The sequence below is a fragment of the Dyella sp. genome (assembly GCF_035508675.1).
Lineage (GTDB): Bacteria > Pseudomonadota > Gammaproteobacteria > Xanthomonadales > Rhodanobacteraceae > Dyella_B.
On sequence record NZ_DATJMN010000056.1, the window covers coordinates 1 to 15,805 of the forward strand.

Consider the following 15,805-nt stretch of genomic DNA (forward strand, 5'->3'; position numbering starts at 1 on the left):
GGGGCGAACCCCAACATTGCCATCCTCATGCCGCCTAATATCATCCACAATCAGGAAGACAGTTCACCGCGACTAGCAGCATGGCTACCGATCTTGAATACATCGAATACCTGGTAGACCAGATCGCCCTCGGCGACAGGCTCACGTACAAGAAGATGTTCGGTGAGTACGCGCTGTACGTCGACGGAAAAGTCGTCGCATTTGCCTGCGACAACAGCCTTTTCATCAAACCGTCCAACGCCGTCGCAAGCCTTGCGCCCGATCTTCCGCAGCGGCCACCTTACCCGGGCGCCAAGGATTACCCCGTTGCCGACGAGCTGCTTGACGACTCGGACGTCATCCGGCGCCTGATCCTCGAGACCGCTTCACTCATGCCGGCGCCCAAGCCAAAGCAGCCTGCCAAGCCCCAGGGCAAGCGCGGGAAATGATTAAAACCATTTGACCAAGCGTACGCGCGCAAGCCTGCCACGTGTCAACGCGTGATCAATCGCTGTAGTCGGCAATGTAGATCAGCAGGCCATTGCGTTCGCGGTATTCGCTGCGGCCATCCAGCGCAATGCTCTGGCCCGCGCGGATGCCATTGGGTAGGTCGACGGCGAAGGTGCCCTGGAAATGGATCTGCGTGCGGGCTACGCCTTCGGCTTCGCTGTAGTGCGTGATGGTTTGACGGCGCGCGGAAAACAAGCCGCGGGAGCTTTCGGCCAGGTGACGCAACTCGGGTGCACCCACGGTGCGTACGCTGAGCACGCCGGCCGTGTAATTCTCGAAGATCACTTCACTGTGCATGGTGTTGAGCATGGCATCGACGTCCATACGGTTGTAGGCGTCGATGTAGCGATCAATCAGCGCGCGCATGCCGTTGCTCCCTGGGCTCCATGGCGAACATACCGGACCTGCATGATCTATGGCCGAGGGATGGGATGTATGAGCTCGTCGCCCGCTGCGTTTCCAGCGGGCAAACGCCTCTTGCGTCAGTGCTTCGCGACGTTATCCGTCTGCTCGATGAAGCGCGCCACGTTGTCATGCAGCAGCTTCAAGGATGCTTCGTGCGCATACACCATGTGTCCTGACGGATACCAGGCATAGCTGATGTTGTTCATCAGCGTCGACTGGATCGGCAGATGGTGCATTTCGTAATCGGCGGCGAAGAACGGCGTGGCCAGATCGTAATAGCCGCCGTTGAGGAACACTTTCAGATCCGGGTTGGTTTTCATCGCGTTGGCCAGGTCCGGCATCACGTTGACGGCACCGAAGTGTCCGTCGTGCTTGAAATTCCAGTCCTGGGCGTCGGCGAATTCGCGATAGACCTGGTCCTTGCCGTACTTGAGGTCCTTGCGCGCGTAATCGTTGAAGGCAGCGATATAGGCGGAACTGATGGCGGAAGACTGCGGGTCGTATTCGGCCTCCTTGCTGAGCGGATCGAGCGAGGGGCCGGCAAAGCGCGTGTCCAGGCGGCCGGTGGTGTCGTCGCTGTCGCTCAGCAGTTCGTGTTCGTACATGCCGCCGTTGACGCGCAGATTGGCCTTGAGCAGATAGGCCACCGGAAGTCCGGTGTATTGATGCAGCTTCTGGGCAATGGCCTGCTTGTGCGCATCGTCCAGGCGCGCGCCTTGCATCAACGCCTGGGCGTAATCGCCGAGCGCGAACTGCTCCACTTCCTGCAGGAAGGGTTCCAGTTCAGCCGGTTGCTGCGGCAGCTTGTGATGATAGTAGGCGGTGGCGGCAAAGGTCGGCAGCGCCAGTTCGTAGGGCAGGTCGTTGCCGGGGTTGTCGTTGGCGGCGTCGATGTCGTTGTCGAAGCTGAGAATCTGCGACAGCAGGATCACGCCGTTGAGATCGACACTGTCTTCGTTTTCCAAGTCATTGGCCAGTACCGCCGAACGCGTGGTGCCGTAGCTTTCGCCGAACAGATACTTGGGCGAATTCCAGCGCCCATAGCGCGACAGGAACTGGGTGATGAATTGCGCAAAGGCGTGGCCATCGCCATCGACGCTGTAGATGTCCTTGCGTCGATCCTTCATCTGCTCCGCGCGCTTGGCGGCATCCGGGTCGTTGGCGATCAGGCGGCTGAAACCGGCGCCGGGTGCGTCGATGAAAACCAGGTCGGAGGCATCGAGCAGGCTGTAGTCGTTGTTCACCAGCTGATACGGCGCGGCCGGCGTGTGGGTATCGTCCTTGGTGACGACGCGGCGCGGCCCGAACGCGCCCATGTGCAGCCATACCGTGGCCGAGCCCGGGCCGCCGTTATAGATGAAGGTGATGGGCCGCTTGGATGCCTCCGCGCCTTTCTTGAAATAGGCCACGTAGAACATGCTGACGGTGGGCTCGTTTTCCTTGTCGCCCTTGCCGTGCAGCACCAGCGTGCCGGCGACGGCCTTATAGGCAATGTGCTTGCCTTCGACGGATACCGAGCCTTCGGTGGCGGAAGCCTGGGGCTGGAGCAAGGCGGCTTCTGGCTTCGGCTCTTCCGGTCCCTTGTCCTTCTTGTCGGCGGCGGTGGCGCCTTGACCGGCCAGCAACGCGGCCAGGGCGAGGACGAGCGGAAGCTTGCGCATGGGCAATCCTAGAGCGGCATGATGAGACCCGCAGCTTAAGCACCAAGCACGACTTGTTTCACGCCCCAGAAGTCACCCTTGCCACGGCCAAGCATTCGAGCTTGCGGGCCCGGGCGCGCAAGCTAGTGGGATGAAACCCCAGCATGCCGATGGCGCGACGATCAGCCGTGCAGTGCTGCGGCTTCGCGCGCCAACCTTTCGATGGCGGCCCAATCGCCGGCGTGCAGCTTGTCGCTCGGCGTCAGCCACGAGCCACCGACGCAGAGCACGTTGGGCAGCGAGAGAAAATCCTTCGCCGTCGCCACGGAAATGCCGCCGGTGGGACAGAAGCGGATCTGTGGCAGCGGGCTGGCCCATGCACCGAGCAGTTTGGCGCCACCGGCGGGAACGGCGGGGAAGAACTTCAGGTGGCGATAACCGCGTTCGAGCAAGGCCATCGCTTCGCTGGCGGTGGCGATGCCGGGCAGCAAGGGCAGGGCGCTGTCGTCGGCGGCAGCAAGCAGCTTGGGCGACATGCCGGGTGAAACCGCAAAGCGCGCGCCGGCTTTTTCCGCGGCATGCAGGTCGTTCGCGGTGAGCACGGTGCCAACGCCGACCACGGCGCCTTCCACTTCCGCGGCAATGGCACGGATCGCATCGAGCGCGGCCGGCGTGCGCAGGGTTACTTCGATCGCCGGAATGCCGCCAGCCACCAGCGCGCGCGCCATCGGCACGGCATGCTTGGCGTCTTCGATGATCACCACCGGGATCACCGGCGCCAGGCGCATGGTGGCTTCGACGTGTTGTTGCTTGGTTTCGATGTTCATAACTATTCCGAGAAACGTAGGTGGGTGGTGGGGCGTAGCCGAACCCCAACACGGCCATGCATGTCGATACGTTGGGGTTCGCTGCGCTCACCCCAACCTACGTGGCTTGATCAAAACACGCCGGCGCCTAGGTCGGCCGTCACCGCGTTACGCCGGAAGATGCCGAACAACTCACGCCCCATGCCGTGCTGGTGCCTGGAAAGATCTTCAACTGCCGGCGTGCGCGCAGCGAATTCCGCCGCATCCACCAGCACGTCGAGCGTGCCCTTCACCGCATCCAGCCGGATGATGTCGCCATCGCGCACTTTTGCGATCGGGCCGCCATCGTCCGCTTCCGGCGTCACGTGGATGGCCGCCGGTACGCGTCCGCTGGCACCCGACATGCGGCCATCGGTGACCAGGGCAATGCGGTGGCCGCGATCCTGCAACACAGCGAGTGTCGGCGTGAGCTTGTGCAATTCCGGCATGCCGATGGCACGTGGTCCCTGGAAGCGCACTACCGCCACGAAATCGCGATTGAGTTCGCCGCGGTCGAAAGCGTGTTTGATGTCGTCTTGGTCATGGAACACCACCGCCGGTGCTTCGATCACCTGGCGATCTTCCGGCACCGACGACACCTTGATCACCGAGCGGCCGAGATTGCCGTTGAGCATCCGCAAGCCGCCATCAGTGCGGAACGGTTCGCTGATGCTGCGCAATACGCCGCGGTTACCGCTTTCCTTCGAGACCGGCTTCCAGACGAGCTGGCCGACGTCGTCCAGCTGCGGCACGGTGGCGTAGCCGGAAAGATCGCCACCGGCGATGGTGCGCGCATCGCCGTGCAACAGGCCGGCGCTCAGCAATTGATCGATCAGGAAGCCCATGCCGCCGGCTTCGTGGAAATGATTCACGTCGGCATAGCCGTTCGGGTACACGCGCGCCAGCAGCGGCACCACCGACGACAGTGCGTCGAAATCCTCCCAACGCAACGCAATGCCGGCCGCCTGCGCGATCGCCACCAGGTGCAGCAGATGGTTGGTTGAACCGCCGGTGGCGTGCAAGCCGATCACGCCGTTGACGATGGCGCGTTCGTCGACGATATGGCCGATCGGCACATGCTCGCCCGCCTTGCCCAAGGCCGCGCAACGGCGCACGGCTTCGGCGGTGAGCGCATCGCGCAACAGCGTATCGGGTGCGACGAAGCTGGAGCCGGGCAAGTGCAGGCCCATGATCTCCATCAGCATCTGGTTGGAGTTGGCCGTGCCATAGAACGTGCAGGTGCCGGGCGAGTGATAGGAAGCGGCCTCCGCTTCCAGCAGCTCGTCACGGCTGGCCTTGCCTTCCGTATAGGCCTGGCGCACTTTCGATTTCTGTTCGTTGCTGATGCCGCTGGGCATCGGGCCGCTGGGTACGAACACGCCCGGCAGGTGGCCGAAGCTCAACGCGCCGATCAGCAGGCCCGGCACGATCTTGTCGCAGATGCCGAGGTACAACGCGCCATCGAACATGTCGTGCGACAGGGCGACCGCGGTGGTCATGGCGATCAGGTCGCGCGAAAACAGCGACAGCTCCATGCCGGCGCGCCCTTGTGTGACGCCATCGCACATCGCCGGCACGCCGCCGGCCACCTGTGCGGTAACGCCGGCCTGGCGCGCCACTTCGCGGATGAATTCCGGATAGCGCTCGTAGGGCTGATGCGCCGAGAGCATGTCGTTGTATGCCGTCACGATGGCGAGGTTCGGCGTGTGGCCCTCGCGCAGGGCCGCCTTGTCGTGCGTGTTGCAGGCGGCGAAGCCGTGCGCGAGGTTGCCGCAGGAAAGGCGTGCGCGATGCGGGCCATCGATGACGGCATTGTTGATGCGCTCGAGATAGGCAGCGCGTGAATCGCGGCTGCGTTCGCGCAGGCGTTCGGTGACTTCGGCAACGACGGGATGCAAACTCATTTCATGCTCCGGCCGAGCGCGCTCGGCGTTGATTCAATGTCCGTGCATGGCGTGCGTAGGTTGGGGTGAGCGTATGCGAACCCCAACGTAATGCTATGCATGGCGACGTTGGGGTTAGCGTGCGCTCACCCCAACCTACGTTTCGTGTATTGGAAGATGCATGCAAGCTGTGACCCCTCACCCCAACCCTCTCCCCGACGGGGAGAGGGAGCGAATGGCGACAAGTCGGATACATCACGGGCACCAATAGATATCCAATGGCCGCTTCGCCCGCAGCACGCTGGCAACCGGCAGCGTGCTGCCGGGCTGTTCGGCCTGCGCCAATACATCGCGCTTGTCGTTGCCCTGGATATGCAGATACAGCGCCTGCGCTTTCAACAATACCGGCAAGGTGAACGTGATGCGCGGCTCGCCCGCACCCGGCGCGCGCATCGGCAGCACCAGCGCGGTGTTCGAGACGTCCAGCGCTTCGCTCAAGCGATCGCCGCCAGGGAAGAACGAAGCGGTGTGCCCATCCGGCCCCATGCCGAGCACAATCACGTCGAACGGCTGCTTCAACGCCGCCACGCGTGCGCGCACTTCGCCGATGCCCGCTTCCGGCGTCGGCGTTTCCACGTACAACGGCACGAATTCGGCGTCGGCCGCCTTGCGTTGCAGTAGCTGCGATTCCACCAGCCGCGCGTTGGAGCGTTCGTCGGTATCCGGCACCCAGCGTTCGTCGACCAGCGTGACGGTGACGCGCGACCAATCCAGTGTTTCGTTCGACAACGCGTCGAATAGCAGCTTGGGTGTGCTGCCGCCGGATACCGCCATCAACGCTTCGCCGCGCACGCCGATCGCCTCGCGCAGCTGGCCTGCGATGCTGGCCGACAAGGCCTTGGCCAGCGCCGGGCCATCGTCGAACGCATGCAGGATGTGTTGCTCGCTCACTGCTCGAAATCCTCGTCCCAGGTGCGGCCGTCGCGCTCGATCAAGGCCACCGCGGCGCTCGGACCCCAGGTGCCGGAGGTGTACGGACGCGGCGCTTCGCCGGCCGCTGCCCATGCCGCCAGGATCGGATCGGCCCAGCGCCATGCGGCTTCGACTTCATCGCGACGCATGAACAGCGTGGGATTGCCGCGCACCACGTCGAGCAACAGGCGCTCGTACGCATCGGGCTGCTGCACGCCGAAGGCTTCGGCAAAGCTCATGTCCAGCGGCACGTGGCGCAGGCGCAAACCGCCCGGGCCGGGGTGCTTGATGGTGAGCCACAGCTTCACGCCTTCATCCGGCTGCAGGCGCAGCACCAGGCGGTTCTGCGCGAGCGGACCGGCGGAGGCGGTAAAGATGGAATGCGGTACCGGCTTGAACGCCACCACGATTTCCGACACGCGCTCGGCCAGGCGCTTGCCCGTGCGCAGGTAGAACGGCACGCCGGACCAGCGCCAGTTGGCGATTTCCGCCTTCAGCGCGACGAAGGTTTCGGTATTGGAGTGATCGACTTTGGACTTGCTGCTGCTGTTCAAGTCGTCGATATAGCCGGGCACGCTCTGCCCTTCGCCCACACCCGCACGGTACTGCCCCCGCACGGTGAGCTGGGAGGCGTTGGTTTCGTTGATCGGCTTGAGCGCATGCAGCACTTTCAGTTTCTCGTCGCGCACCGCATCCGGCGACAACGAGGACGGCGGCTCCATCGCCACCATGCACAACAGCTGCAGCATGTGGTTCTGCACCATGTCGCGCAGCGCGCCGGCATGGTCGTAATACGGGCCTCGTTTTTCCACGCCAAGCGTTTCGGCCACGGTGATCTGCACGTGGTCGATGTGGCCGGCATTCCACAACGGCTCGAACAAGGCGTTGCCAAAGCGCAGCGCCAGCAGGTTCTGCACCGTTTCCTTGCCGAGGTAGTGATCGATGCGGAAGGTCTGCGATTCGGCGAACACGCGGCCGACGTCGTCGTTGATGCGGTTGGCGCTGGCCAGGTCCTTGCCGATGGGTTTTTCCAGCACCACGCGCGACTGGCCCTGGTTGAGGCCGTAGCCGCCCAGGCGCTGGCAGATGTCCACGAACAGGTCGGGCGAAGTCGAGAGGTAGAACACGCGCACGTGATCGGGACATTCGCCCATCAGCTTGGCGAAGTCGTCCCAGCCGGCGTCCTTGCGTGCGTCGAGCGGGCGGTAATGCACCAGCTTGAGGAAGGCGTCGAGCTTGTCGCCGTGCTTGGCGGCGGCGCCGTTGAGCGCGCTGCGGATCTGCGCACGGTAGCCCTCGTCATCCAGGCCTTCGCGGGCCACGCCGACGATGCGGCTACCCGGCTGGATCTGGCCGTCGACGAAGCGGTGGAAGAGGGCAGGGAGCAATTTGCGTACGGCCAGATCGCCAGTGCCGCCGAAAATCACCAGGTCGAAAAGCTCGACCGGTAGCGCGGGTGCAGTCACAACTCACCTCTATGGAATGCGGGCAGCCGCGACAATGCGGCCGCCGGGGAAGCCCGATGGTACCAATGCCGTACCAGGCAATACCAGTCTTTTGTGCAGTGCAATCGTATGCATTGTTTTCATATGGGCGGAAATCGTAAATCGGGAACCATAAATCGTAAAAGCGCCGCAATTGGCGGGGCTTTGGGCGCCGGGCTCCTCGGTTTCCGATGGCCGATTCCCAATTCACGGCCCTGTTGTACCACTGGTCACGCATTGGTATGGTTCGCAACTATGCAGAATGCCTTGGCCGAGGAATACCGGCGTCTTAGCCGCGATACCACCACCCACCAGCCGCTGGCTTACCTGCGGCTGCGACGGGCTATTCGCAACGTGATCCAGCATCGCGACATCGAGCCCGGCCAGACGCTGCCGAGCGAACGCGATTTATCGCAGGTCCTGGGTTTGTCCCGCGTGACCGTGCGCAAGGCGATTTCAGGGCTGGTTGAAGAAGGCCTGCTTACCCAGCGTCACGGCGCCGGCACCTTCGTGGCCGAACGCATCATCAAGCCGATGTCGCGCCTCACCAGCTTCACCGAGGACCTGCGCGCGCGCGGACTGCATCCGCGTTCCGAATTCTTCGAGCGCAGCGTGGGCGAGGTGACGCCGGAGGAATCGATGGCGCTCAATCTTTCCCCCGGCATGCTGGTGGCGCGCCTGCACCGCGTGCGCTATGCGGAAGACGAACCGCTGGCGATCGAGCGCAGCGTGGTGCCGGCCAGCGTGCTGCCTGATCCGCACGAGGTGCACGATTCGCTGTACGAGGCGCTGGAGAAGTACAACTGCCGCCCGGTGCGCGCCTTGCAGCGCCTGCGCGCGGTGTTGCTCGGCGCACGGCAGGCGCGCCTGCTGCATGTGAGCGCGGGCAGCGCAGGCTTGCATATCGAGCGGCGTGGATTTCTCGACGATGGACGTGTGGTGGAGTTCACCACCTCGTGGTATCGCGGGGATATCTACGATTTCGTCGCCGAATTGCAGACGGATTGATCGCTCCATTTCTCATTCCGGTGGAGGCCAGGCGGTCCGCCAAGAACATCCGGCCGGAAATTTGTCCACTCACGTTTTGAATGTTTCGTTTGTTGCGTTTATTTCGAATAAATGCCACCATCGGATCCACCAAGGTGCGCCTGCATATCCAGCGCAACAACCTGAACGTGAATGGGATTTTCGGCTATGACCACCTCACGCAACCGTCTCGGCATGGACTCGGTACCGCCACCGACCGTCCACGAAGCCGAATTGGCCAAAACCAGCAGCCGCCTCCTGGCCGCCTGCCTCGGAGACGGCGAGACCGCACGCTTGCGCGTGCACAACGGTGACGAAACGATTGAAGTACCCGTCGTCGCCTTGCGCATGCTGGTCGACATTCTGACCAACATGGCCGAAGGCAGGGGGGTAAGCATCATGCCACTGCATGCCGAACTCACCACTCAGGCGGCGGCGGACCTCCTGAATGTCTCCCGCCCCCACCTCGTGGCATTAATTGAACGCGGCGAGATCAAATTTCACAAAACAGGCACGCATCGACGGCTCTACGCCAAGGACGTCCTGGACTACAAACAAAAGCGTGATGCACAGAGCAAGGCCGCGATGGACGCATTGGCAGCCCAAGCCCAAGAACTGGACATGGGCTACTGATGGCGTTTGTCGCACTTTACGACGCGTGCGTCCTCTATCCGGCGCCGCTGCGTGACCTGCTCATGCAACTGGCGGGAACAGGAATGTTTCGTGCCAGATGGACCGATCGCATCCACGACGAGCGGATACGGAATCTGGCGGCAAAACGCCCCGATCTAACGCCCGCTCAGCTCACACGCACGCGCGCGCTGATGAACCAGGCGGTGCCTGATTGCCTCATTACAGGCTATGAAACCATCGAAGTGCGTTGGAACTTCCTGATGCAGACGATCGCCATGTGCTTGCCGCTGCGATCATGGGTCGAGCTGACGTAATCGTAACCTTCAATTTGAAGCATTTTCCGGCGGCTTTTTTAGCGCCCAAGAGCATCGAAGCGCAGCACCCTGACGAATTCATTGCGCACCTGATCGATCTCCATGCACCCACCGTGGTCGCCGCCGTGCGCGCGCAGCGCGAGCGGCTTAAAAATCCACCCCGCACCGCCTCCGAACTGCTCGATACGTTGCTGCAACTGCAATTGCCCAGCACCGTGAAAGCGTTGGAGCCTTTCATCGACTCGCTTTAGGGCGTTGCACCGCGAGCCGAATTGCCCTGACCGCCCCCACCCGCTACAGTTGCGCGCGTTCCAGGTGTCCCCACGGCCAACGCCAAGGGGATGAAACGGGAAGCCGGTGCGCTGTTCGTGCAGCAAGGCCGGCACTGCCCCCGCAACGGTATGCGAGTTTTCCGAACGAACCACACGCCACTGTGCCAGCAGCATGGGAAGGCATCGTTCGGCGGCGTGCATTGATGCATGCCACTCGCAAGTCCGGAGACCGGCCCGGAACAGGTTCTGGCGCTCGCGGTGGGCGAGGCACGGCTTTCGGGCTGCGGCGTTCTGCGCTGCCCGCTTCCCGTTCCTTCGACGTCCACCCGATGCTGGTCGCTTCATGACTTGCGCCGCACGGGGACGTGCGGCAGGGGACATCCATCGTGTTGAACAAGACCGCGCTTGCAGCCGCCCTGCTGCTTTCACTGGCTGCATCGCAGGCCAGCTACGCCCAATCGACCGAACAGAACGGTTCGCTGGAACCGGTGATCGTCACCGCCACGCGTACCGCCATCACCGCCAACGACGCGCTTTCTTCGGTCACCGTGATCACGCGCGAAGACATCGACCGGCTGCAACCGGTTTCCGTCGCCGACCTGCTGACCGGCCTGCCCGGTGTGTCGATCGGGCGCAGCGGCGGCATCGGCGCGCAGACCTCGCTGTATCTGCGCGGCACCAATGCCACGCATGTGCTGGTGCTGATCGACGGCGTGCGCATCGGTTCGGTAAGCATCGGCCTGCCGGCACTGGAACAGATTCCGGTCGATGCGATCGATCGCATCGAGATCGTGCGCGGTCCGCGCGCCAGCTTGTATGGCTCCGATGCGATCGGCGGGGTGATCCAGATTTTCACCCGGCATGGGCAGCCGAACGGCGGCGTGTCGCCTTCGGTAAGCGTCACCGGTGGCAGCCATGGTTACGTGGACGGACAGGCTGGCGTTTCTGGCGGCGATGCGCATCTTTGGTACAACGCCAGCCTTGGAGGTACCTACACCGGCGGCATCCCCAATTGCCGCTCTGGAGCCGCGGAGCTGGGCGTGGCCTGCTACGTGGATGACCCGCGCAACGATGCCTACCGCAACTGGAATGGCTTTGCCAATTTCGGTTATCGCTGGGACAACGGCACCGAGCTGGCCTTCGATTGGCTGCGCAGCAAGAGCAACGCGGAATTTGCCGGCAGCCCGTATAGCGGCGACGACAGCCTGGAAGAGCAATATGTGGCCGGCGCACGCCTGAGCTTCTCGCCGCTGTCGCAGTGGAAGGTCACGCTCAATGCCGGACAGAGCCGCGACGATCTGGCGACGTATTACCAGGGTACTTATTTCGGCCAGTACTACCCGCGCATGGCGACGGGCTATTTCAATTCGCGCCGCAATCAGGCGTCATGGCAGAACGACATCACCCTGACCGCCAACCAGCTGCTTACCGTGGGCGTGGACTATCAGCAGGAGCACATCGCCAGCGACACCGATTTCCAGCGCCTCTCCCGCGGCGACACCGGCAGCTTTGCGCAATACCAGGCTACGTTCGGCCAGAACGAAGTGCAGCTTGCCGTGCGCCACGACCACAACGATCAGTTCGGCAATCACAACACCGGTTCGGCGGCGTGGGGCTATCACTTCGAAAACGGTCCGGTGTTGTCGGTGAGCTATGGCAGCGCCTTTCATGCGCCCACCTTCGATGACCTGTATTTCCCGGCTTTTGGCGCCATCCCTACCGCCAATCCGGAGCTGAAGCCGGAAACCTCGCGCAGCGCGGAAATCGGCCTCGCGCAGCAGCTGCAGCACTGGAACTGGAGCCTCAACGCCTACCAGACCACCATCAACGACCTGATCGTGCTGGACGAGAATTTCGTGCCGCAAAACCTGAGCCGCGCACGCATCCGCGGCCTGGAAGGCCAATTCGGCTTCAATCTCGACGACTGGCGCGTGCAGAGCTACCTCTCGCTGATGCAGCCGAAGAACGATGGCGGTGCAGACAACGGCAAGCTGCTGCAGCGGCGTGCGCAACGTACGGCACGCGTCGACGTCGACCGCAAGCTGGGCCGGTTCAATGTCGGCGCCACGTTCTTCGCTTCCAGCAAGCGCTATGACGACATCGCCAATACCGAACGCATGGGCGGCTATGCCACCACCGACCTGCGCGCGAGCTACAGCTTTGCGCCCGGCTGGCAGGTGGAAGCCAAGCTGGCGAACGTGTTCGATCACAACTACGAGACCGTGTATTACTACAACCAGTTGGGGCGCACCTGGTATTTGACGGTGCGCTACGGCTTGTAGGTCGTCCTTGAAGCAACGTCGCCACGATGCGCTCCCTCCCCTGCGGCCGCAGGGGAGGGGACGTACTCTGGCCAATTCACGCCATGCCTTTCGGCACGGCCCGACTTCAGGCACATTTGCACTTCTGGCCTCCAAGGCATAAAGGTGCCCATGAATGTGCCCTTCTTTTTGCTTGCGCCACGGCCTGCGCGGGATGTCTGCGGCCGTGGCTTGCGCTTGCCTGACGCATCGGCGCGGGTAACGCCATGAATATCTTCGCGCCCATCATTCGCCGCCCCATCGGCACCTCGCTGCTGGCCATCGGGCTGACCATCGCCGGCTTCTGCGCCTATCTGATGCTGGGGGTGGCAGCCTTGCCGACGCTGGATTTCCCCGGTGTCTTCGTCACGGTCGCTCAGCCGGGCGCCAGCGCACAGACCATCGCGAACACGGTGCTGGCGCCGCTGGAGCGCCATCTTGGCCGCATCCCTGGCGTACAGGACATGTACGGTAATGCCAACCAGGGCAGCGCTACCGTGATGGTGCGCTTCGACTTCGGCCGCAACATCGACAAGATCGCCGAGGACGTACAGACCGCGATCAACGCCGCCCAGCCCGATCTGCCCTCGTCGCTGCCGAGCCCGCCGCAATATTTCAAGTTCGATACCTCGCAGATTCCCATCCTTCACGTCGCCATTACGTCCAGCAGTCTGGCGCCGGACAAGCTCTACGATCTCACTGACACGCTGCTCAGCCCCGCGATTGCGCAGATCCCGGGTGTGGCGCGGGTGCAGGTGTTCGGCGGCACGCCGCATGCGGTACGCGTGGATGTGAATATCGCCGCGCTGTCCGCCAAGGGCCTCACTGCCAACGACATCCGCAATGCGCTGATCGCCGCCAACGTGACCTCGCCGCAAGGCATCCTGAGCGATGGCCAGACGCAGATGACGGTCACTGCCAACGATGCACTGCATACACCGGCAGACTTCGCCAAGCTGGTGATCGCCAATCGCAAGGGCGTGCCGGTGTACCTGTCCGATGTGGCCAAGGTCAGCAGCGGTGAGCAGGACAAATACCAGGCCGCTTGGTTCAACGGCATGCGCGCCGTCGGCCTGGAAATCAACAAGCGGCCGGAAGCCAATGCGGTGGCCACGGCCGAGGCAATACGCGCCCGCCTGCCCGACTTGCGCCGGCTGTTGCCGGCTGACGTGCAGATGACGCCGATCTTCGATTTCACCGAAAGCACCAAGGGCGCGCTGCACGAAGTGGAAGTGGCGCTGCTGATCAGCATCGTGCTGGTGTCGCTGGTGATGCTGGTGTTCCTGCGCCGGTTGCGTCCCACCCTGATCGCCGCGCTCAGCGTGCCGCTGTCACTGGCCGGCGCCTTCGTGGTGATGTGGTCGCTGGGCTATACGCTCAACACCTTGTCATTGGTGGCGCTGGTGCTGTGCATCGGCTTCGTGGTGGATGACGCCATCGTGGTGATCGAAAACATCTTCCGCCACATGGAACATGGCGAGCCGCCGCTGGATGCGGCCATGCGCGGCGTGAGCGAAATCGGCTTCACCGTCATTTCGATCACGCTGTCGTTGATCGCCGTGTTCGCGCCGCTGCTGTTCGGCAACAACATGCTGGTCATGCTGCTGCGCGAATTCTCCGTGACGCTCACTGCCGCCGTGGTGATTTCCGCGATCGTGTCGCTGACCCTCACGCCCGCGCTGTGCGGCCATTTCCTGAAGCCCGAAGCGGCGTATGTCGGACAAGCCTCGCGCGCCGAGCTGGCGTTGCAGCGTTTCGACCGCTGGCTGCATGGGCACTACGAGCGGGCGCTGGACTGGGCCATGCACCATCGCCGCCTGATGCGCTGGCAACCGCTCACCCTGCTGGTGCTCACCGTCGTGCTCGGCATGGCGATCGTCAAGACCGCGGGCGGCACCTTCATGCCTGACCAGGACACCGGCCAGCTCGCGGCATCGTTGCGCGCGGACGCCAATATTTCGCCGACGCTGCTGGCGACACGCGTACAGCAAGCCAACAAGATCCTGCAGGACGATCCTGCCACGCGCGACGTGCTGACGGTCCTTGGCCCCGAGAACAATGCCGGCGGTGCGGTGGGCAATGCGGCGTCGATGTATGCGGACCTCAAGCCGCGCGGCGATGGCCCGGGCGAACGCAAGGAAGACATCAAGAAGGTGATCGAGCGGCTGCAGAAGAAGTTCGAGCCGATCGCCGGCATCAAGGCGTACTTCAACCCGATCCAGTTCTTCAATGGCGGTGGCGCCGGCGACAACGCGGGGCAGTACGAATTCCAGATCCTCGACACCAGCGGCGGCCAGGACCTGCAGCCGATCACGCTGCAACTGGTACGCAAGCTGCGCACCATTCCGCAGCTCACCGACGTAAGCAGCAATTTCGATCTCGTGGGCAAGCAGCAGGAGATCAAGATCGATCGCGAGAAAGCCGGCCGCCTGTTCGTGAGCATCGGCGACATCGACTCGGTGCTGCTCAATTCGTTCGGGCAGAACCAGGTGTCGGTGATCTATTCCGACATCAACCAGTACCGCGTGGTGCTCACCTCATCCAGCTCCGAATCGATGAGCGCCGACGCGCTGCTCAACCTGTACGTGCGCAACAGCAAGGGCCAGATGATCCAGTTGGCAGCATTGGCCAGCATCGTGCCGGATATGAGCCCGCTCGGCATTCGCCACCACAACCAGCAACAGGTGGCGACCATCAATTACAACCTCAAGCCCAAGGTACAGCAGAGCACCGGTATCGACCTGGTGCAGCAGGCGGCGCTTGCGGTGCACATGCCGGCAGGCGTGCGGCTGGATTTCACCGGCGCCAACCAGCAGTTCCAGCAGGCGAAGTCCAATGGCGGCATCCTGCTGCTCGCATCGATCGTTGCCATGTACATCGTGCTCGGCATCCTGTACGAAAGTCTCGGCCATCCGCTGACCATTCTCTCCACCCTGCCGGCGGCCGGCATGGGCGCGTTCCTGGCGATGCTGGTGACACAAACGCCACTGTCGCTGATGGCGATCATCGCGGTGCTGATGTTGATCGGCATCGTGAAGAAGAATGCGATCCTGATGGTGGACTTTGCCTTGGTGGCGCAGCGCGAACACGGCCGTTCGCCGCCGGACGCGATTCGCGAAGCGGCGCTGGTGCGCTTTCGGCCCATCACCATGACCACGCTGGTGGCGATGGGCGCCGCGCTGCCGTTGGCGATCGGCTTTGGCATCGGTTCGGAAATGCGCCAGCCGCTCGGTATCGCGATCGTCGGCGGCTTGCTGGTATCGCAGTTGCTGACCCTGCTGAGCACGCCGGCGATTTACCTGTGGTCGTACGACCGCCGCCTACGCAAGGAGGCGCGCAAGGCTCGGCGCGCGGAAAAGCGGCGGCAGCGCGAATTGGCGCGGCAGACACCGGCGATCGAATTGGACTGAGCGGGCCGAGTTTGGCGATAAGGCGACGTTGAACGCCGCCTTTTGCATGGACAGTCTCATGCAAGCGTCGCCATGCCTTCTGGCACGGCCCGACTTCATGCACATTTGCGCGCACACGTGTCAGCGTATGAA

At 63.1% G+C, this 15,805-nt stretch carries 13 protein-coding genes and 1 riboswitch; of the genes, 7 read left to right on the plus strand and 6 right to left on the minus strand.

Translation table 11 applies throughout. The features are described from left to right. Positions 1 to 80: 80 nt before the first annotated feature. Complete coding sequence (locus VMA74_RS03210; RefSeq protein WP_325364743.1) at positions 81 to 428, plus strand: TfoX/Sxy family protein; 348 nt, start codon at positions 81 to 83, stop codon at positions 426 to 428. A 55-nt stretch (positions 429 to 483) separates the two neighbouring features. Here the strand turns inward: VMA74_RS03210 and VMA74_RS03215 are convergent, their stop codons facing one another. The 6 genes from VMA74_RS03215 to zwf form a co-directional block, all read right to left on the minus strand. Further along, positions 484 to 855, minus strand: a complete 372-nt coding sequence (locus VMA74_RS03215) for a nuclear transport factor 2 family protein (RefSeq protein WP_325364745.1) — start codon at positions 853 to 855, stop codon at positions 484 to 486. Between the two features lie 116 nt (positions 856 to 971). After that, a complete protein-coding gene (locus VMA74_RS03220) occupies positions 972 to 2,555 on the minus strand; it encodes a S10 family peptidase (protein ID WP_325364747.1) in 1,584 nt (527 codons plus the stop codon). 161 nt (positions 2,556 to 2,716) lie between these two features. Beyond that, on the minus strand, positions 2,717 to 3,361 hold the full coding sequence (gene eda / locus VMA74_RS03225) for a bifunctional 4-hydroxy-2-oxoglutarate aldolase/2-dehydro-3-deoxy-phosphogluconate aldolase (RefSeq protein WP_325364749.1): 645 nt from the start codon (positions 3,359 to 3,361) through the stop codon (positions 2,717 to 2,719). A 110-nt stretch (positions 3,362 to 3,471) separates the two neighbouring features. Further along, on the minus strand, positions 3,472 to 5,283 hold the full coding sequence (edd, locus tag VMA74_RS03230; protein WP_325364751.1) for a phosphogluconate dehydratase: 1,812 nt from the start codon (positions 5,281 to 5,283) through the stop codon (positions 3,472 to 3,474). Positions 5,284 to 5,517: 234 nt separating this feature from the next. Further along, complete coding sequence (gene pgl / locus VMA74_RS03235; RefSeq protein WP_325364753.1) at positions 5,518 to 6,213, minus strand: 6-phosphogluconolactonase; 696 nt, start codon at positions 6,211 to 6,213, stop codon at positions 5,518 to 5,520. After that, positions 6,210 to 7,700, minus strand: coding sequence for a glucose-6-phosphate dehydrogenase (gene zwf / locus VMA74_RS03240; RefSeq protein ID WP_325364755.1), 1,491 nt, complete (start codon positions 7,698 to 7,700; stop codon positions 6,210 to 6,212). Before zwf ends, pgl begins: the two co-directional genes overlap by 4 nt. Positions 7,701 to 7,973: 273 nt before the next feature. Between zwf and VMA74_RS03245 the strand changes: the two genes are divergently transcribed. The 6 genes from VMA74_RS03245 (at position 7,974) to VMA74_RS03270 (ending at position 15,673) form a co-directional block, all read left to right on the plus strand. Further along, positions 7,974 to 8,726: a GntR family transcriptional regulator gene (locus VMA74_RS03245; RefSeq protein WP_325364757.1), complete on the plus strand. Its 753-nt coding sequence runs from the start codon at positions 7,974 to 7,976 to the stop codon at positions 8,724 to 8,726. Between the two features lie 186 nt (positions 8,727 to 8,912). Next, positions 8,913 to 9,377 carry a helix-turn-helix domain-containing protein gene (locus tag VMA74_RS03250; protein ID WP_325364759.1) on the plus strand — a complete coding sequence of 155 codons (465 nt, stop codon included), beginning with the start codon at positions 8,913 to 8,915 and terminating at the stop codon, positions 9,375 to 9,377. Continuing rightward, positions 9,377 to 9,691 (plus strand): hypothetical protein, encoded by a 315-nt coding sequence (locus VMA74_RS03255; protein ID WP_325364761.1) that lies wholly within the window; start codon positions 9,377 to 9,379, stop codon positions 9,689 to 9,691. The genes VMA74_RS03250 and VMA74_RS03255 overlap by 1 nt, the downstream gene beginning before the upstream one ends. Then, positions 9,673 to 9,942: a hypothetical protein gene (locus VMA74_RS03260; RefSeq protein ID WP_325364763.1), complete on the plus strand. Its 270-nt coding sequence runs from the start codon at positions 9,673 to 9,675 to the stop codon at positions 9,940 to 9,942. Before VMA74_RS03255 ends, VMA74_RS03260 begins: the two co-directional genes overlap by 19 nt. Positions 9,943 to 9,987: 45 nt before the next feature. Continuing rightward, positions 9,988 to 10,215: riboswitch (cobalamin riboswitch) on the plus strand. A gap of 134 nt (positions 10,216 to 10,349) precedes the next feature. After that, positions 10,350 to 12,245, plus strand: coding sequence for a TonB-dependent receptor domain-containing protein (locus tag VMA74_RS03265; protein WP_325364765.1), 1,896 nt, complete (start codon positions 10,350 to 10,352; stop codon positions 12,243 to 12,245). Between the two features lie 245 nt (positions 12,246 to 12,490). After that, positions 12,491 to 15,673 (plus strand): efflux RND transporter permease subunit, encoded by a 3,183-nt coding sequence (locus tag VMA74_RS03270; protein WP_325364767.1) that lies wholly within the window; start codon positions 12,491 to 12,493, stop codon positions 15,671 to 15,673. The last annotated feature ends 132 nt before the right edge of the window (positions 15,674 to 15,805 follow it).

Coding starts and splice junctions, on each gene's coding strand:
- VMA74_RS03210 (WP_325364743.1), top strand. CDS start 81: ATGGCTACCGATCTTGAATACATCGAATACCTGGTAGACCAGATCGCC.
- edd (WP_325364751.1), bottom strand. CDS start 5,283: ATGAGTTTGCATCCCGTCGTTGCCGAAGTCACCGAACGCCTGCGCGAA.
- VMA74_RS03260 (WP_325364763.1), top strand. CDS start 9,673: ATGGGTCGAGCTGACGTAATCGTAACCTTCAATTTGAAGCATTTTCCG.
- VMA74_RS03270 (WP_325364767.1), top strand. CDS start 12,491: ATGAATATCTTCGCGCCCATCATTCGCCGCCCCATCGGCACCTCGCTG.
- eda (WP_325364749.1), bottom strand. CDS start 3,361: ATGAACATCGAAACCAAGCAACAACACGTCGAAGCCACCATGCGCCTG.
- VMA74_RS03255 (WP_325364761.1), top strand. CDS start 9,377: ATGGCGTTTGTCGCACTTTACGACGCGTGCGTCCTCTATCCGGCGCCG.
- VMA74_RS03250 (WP_325364759.1), top strand. CDS start 8,913: ATGACCACCTCACGCAACCGTCTCGGCATGGACTCGGTACCGCCACCG.
- VMA74_RS03215 (WP_325364745.1), bottom strand. CDS start 855: ATGCGCGCGCTGATTGATCGCTACATCGACGCCTACAACCGTATGGAC.
- VMA74_RS03220 (WP_325364747.1), bottom strand. CDS start 2,555: ATGCGCAAGCTTCCGCTCGTCCTCGCCCTGGCCGCGTTGCTGGCCGGT.
- VMA74_RS03245 (WP_325364757.1), top strand. CDS start 7,974: ATGCAGAATGCCTTGGCCGAGGAATACCGGCGTCTTAGCCGCGATACC.